Genomic DNA, 3,369 nt, shown 5'->3' with positions numbered 1-3,369 from the left:
GGGTGGGGGTCGCCCAGGCCGAGCTGGAAGGGGGAGAAGGGCAGGCGGGCGATGCCGTTGCCGTGGAAGAACCGCTTGGCGGTGACCGGGCGGCCGACGAAGACGTCGTCGTTGAAGTAGAGGTAGCGCTCGGACAGCCCCGGTATGTGGTGGAGCTGGGTGCCTATCGCGTGCGAGTTGAAGACCGGCAGGGCGTCGGGGGAGCGGAAGATCTCCTTGTGGTCGACGACCGTGATGCCCGGGGCCGCGGTGTTCAGCCAGGCCGGCGTCTGCCCGTCGGTGACGACGTAGACGTGCCGGACGAAGTCGGCGTACATCCGCAGCGAGCGCAGCGAGTACTTCAGCTCGTCCTGGCTGGTGTAGCGGGAGGGGCCGGTCTCCCGGCTGGTGCGGGTGTTGCCGGAGCGGTAGGACTCGCGCTTGGCGCTCAGCTCGGGGTCGGAGCCGTCCACCCAGGTGTAGACGACGTCGACGGGGAAGTCGATCTCGTCGTGGCGGGTCGCGGCGAAGACGGGGAAGGTGGGCAGGAGGCGGCCCCGCACCGCGGTCTCGGCGGGCTCGCGCACGCTTTCGGGCAGGACCTCGCCGACCGGGTTGAGGCGGGGGGCGACCAGGGAGTCGGCCAGTACGTCCGCCGGGGCCTGGGTGCGCAGCGCGGCGAGCCGCTCGGCGGCGTCCTCCGTCTCCAGGAGCCCCGCGCCCTCGCGCCAGAACTCCACCTCGCAGGCGTACCGCAGATCGCCGAGGACCTGGCCCGAGGGGCCGAGGAGGAACTCGCCGAGGCGGATGACGGACTGCCGCTTGAGGCCGGTGGGCAGGGCGCCGTCGGCGTAGAGCACGGCGTCGGCCGGCAGGTCCTCGCGGCCGGGCCGGGCCGCGTACAGCGGGCGCGTCCCGTACAGCTCGCGCAGGGCGGTCAGGAAGGCCTTGCGGTCGGAGAGGCGTACGCCGAGGACGTGCCCGGTGTGCGAGCGGGAGGGGACGAGGAAGTGCTCCAGTCCCGCGTGCTCCAGCGCGTCGGCGACCAGGCCCAGGTTGTGCGCGGCGGCGTCGGCGGCGGTGAAGTCGGTGACGGTGCGGCCGTAGAAGGTGTGCTCGCCGAAGGTGAAGGGGCGCAGGTCCGGGTCGGCGTCGAGCATCGCCCGGCGGCGTTCCTCGATCCGCTCGGCCCGTCTGCGGGCGGTCTCCCGCTCCTTGGCGATCCGGCGCTCCTCGGCCCGCCGTGCGCGGACCGGGGCCGGAAGCAGGCGTTCTCCCACGTTCTTCAGACGCGACGGCATACGTGTACCCGATCCCTTCGGAGCGCTGCCGGCCCGGCAGCGCGGTGTGGTGCGGTGCCCTGTGCCGGGATTCGTCCGTCCCGGCCGTCTGCCGGCTCACCGCTGTGCGCGGCCCCGGAGGGAGTCGTGAGCGCGTACGACCGGCGAGCAAAGGCCCGGTAATGAATTCACGAACATTTGTGCGTTGTCAAAGCGGAGACCGGCCACCGCGTCGGGCGGGGGCCGCAGGAGGCCGCGGGAGGCCGCGGACATGACGAAGCGGTGCCCACCCGCCGGGACGGGTGGGCACCGCTCGTGTGCACGGGCTCGTGTGCACGGGCTCGTGCGTACGGGGCCGCTCGCACGGATCCGGGCCCCTGCGGGGGCCGGGCACCGCCTTAGGCGCTCTTGGGCTCCTCCAGGCGCGGGAAGAGCGCCTGCCCCTTGGTGACCCGGGTGCCGGCCGGGAGCAGGCCCCAGGCGCCGGCGTCCTGGACGCGCTGGTCGGCCAGGGCGCCCAGCGGAGCCTCCGCGCCGAGGGAGTCCCACAGCAGGCCGGAGGTGCGCGGCATCACCGGGTTGAGCAGGACGGCGCAGGCGCGCAGCGACTCGGCGGCGGTGTAGAGGATCGTCGCCAGCCGCTCCTGGGCCTCGGGCGAGGTGTCCTTGGCGACCTTCCACGGCTCCTGCTCGGTGAGGTAGCCGTTGACCTGCTTGACGAAGTCGAAGACCGCCGCGATGCCGCCCGCGAAGTCCAGCTCGTCGCCGATGCGCCGGTCGGCCTCGGCCACGGCCTTCGCCATGCCCTCGCGGATCGCCTGCTCGGCCTCGCCGTCCGCCTTGGACTCCGGCAGCAGCCCGTCGAAGTACTTGTTCACCATGGCGGCCAGGCGCGAGGCGAGGTTGCCGTAGTCGTTGGCCAGCTCGCTGGTGTAGCGGGCGGAGAAGTCCTCCCAGGAGAAGGAGCCGTCCTGGCCGAAGGCGATGGCGCGCAGGAAGTACCAGCGGTAGGCGTCCACGCCGAAGTGTTCGGTGAGCTGCTGCGGCGAGATGCCCGTCAGGTTGGACTTGCTCATCTTCTCGCCGCCGACCATCAGCCAGCCGTTGGCGGCGACCTTGCCCGGCAGCGGCAGGCCCTGCGCCATCAGCATCGCGGGCCAGATCACCGCGTGGAAGCGGAGGATGTCCTTGCCCACCAGGTGGACGTCGGCGGGGAAGGTCTCCTCGAACTTCCTCTGGTCGGAGCCGTAGCCGACGGCGGTGGCGTAGTTCATCAGGGCGTCGATCCACACGTAGATGACGTGCTTGTCGTCCCAGGGGATCTTCACGCCCCAGTCGAAGGTGGAGCGGGAGATCGACAGGTCCTCCAGGCCCTGGCGGACGATGTTGACGACCTCGTTGCGCGCCGACTCGGGCTGGATGAACTCCGGGTGCCTCTCGTAGTGCTCCAGGAGCTTCGGGCCGTACTCGGAGAGCTTGAAGAAGTAGTTCTCCTCCTGGAGCATCTCCACGGGCTTCTTGTGGATCGGGCAGAGCTTCTCGCCCGCGTACTCGCCCTCGCCGTCGAGCAGGTCGCCGGGGGACTTGTACTCCTCGCAGCCCACGCAGTACGGGCCCTCGTACTCGCCCTTGTAGATCTCGCCCTTGTCGTACAGGTCCTGCACGAACTCCTGGACGCGGGCGGTGTGCCGCTCCTGCGTGGTGCGGATGAAGTCGTCGTTGGCGATCTCCAGGTGCTCCCAGAGGGGCTTCCACGCCTCCTCCACGAGCTTGTCGCACCACTCCTGCGGGGTGACCCCGTTGGCCTCGGCGGTGCGCATGATCTTCTGACCGTGCTCGTCCGTGCCGGTGAGGTACCACACCTTCTCGCCGCGCTGGCGGTGCCAGCGGGTGAGCACGTCGCCTGCGACGGTCGTGTAGGCGTGGCCCAGGTGCGGAGCGTCGTTGACGTAGTAGATGGGGGTCGTGACGTAGAACGCCTTCGCCCCCTGCTGCTCTTTTCCAGTGGCCGCCATGGGAGAAATCCTAACGGTCCGGGGCCGTGCCGCCGGTCCGGATATCGCCGTGCCCGGGAGCGCCGCGACGGCCGGGGGACGGGCGGGGAGAAGGC

General features: G+C 70.9%; 2 protein-coding genes. Both read right to left on the bottom strand.

The features are described 5' to 3' along the window. Positions 1–1,280 (bottom strand): stealth family protein (locus tag L7D48_RS27400; protein WP_237883570.1); only part of this gene is annotated, 1,280 nt, incomplete at its 3' end. A 377-nt stretch (positions 1,281–1,657) separates the two neighbouring features. Further along, complete coding sequence (gene metG, locus L7D48_RS27395) at positions 1,658–3,274, bottom strand: methionine--tRNA ligase (protein WP_237883568.1); 1,617 nt, start codon at positions 3,272–3,274, stop codon at positions 1,658–1,660. Between the last annotated feature and the right edge of the window lie 95 nt (positions 3,275–3,369).

The sequence above is a fragment of the Streptomyces sp. ICN903 genome (assembly GCF_022015835.1).
Lineage (GTDB): Bacteria > Actinomycetota > Actinomycetes > Streptomycetales > Streptomycetaceae > Streptomyces > Streptomyces fenghuangensis.
The sequence above is the reverse complement of the archived record's forward strand: the minus strand, read 5'-3'. Positions and strand labels throughout refer to the sequence as shown.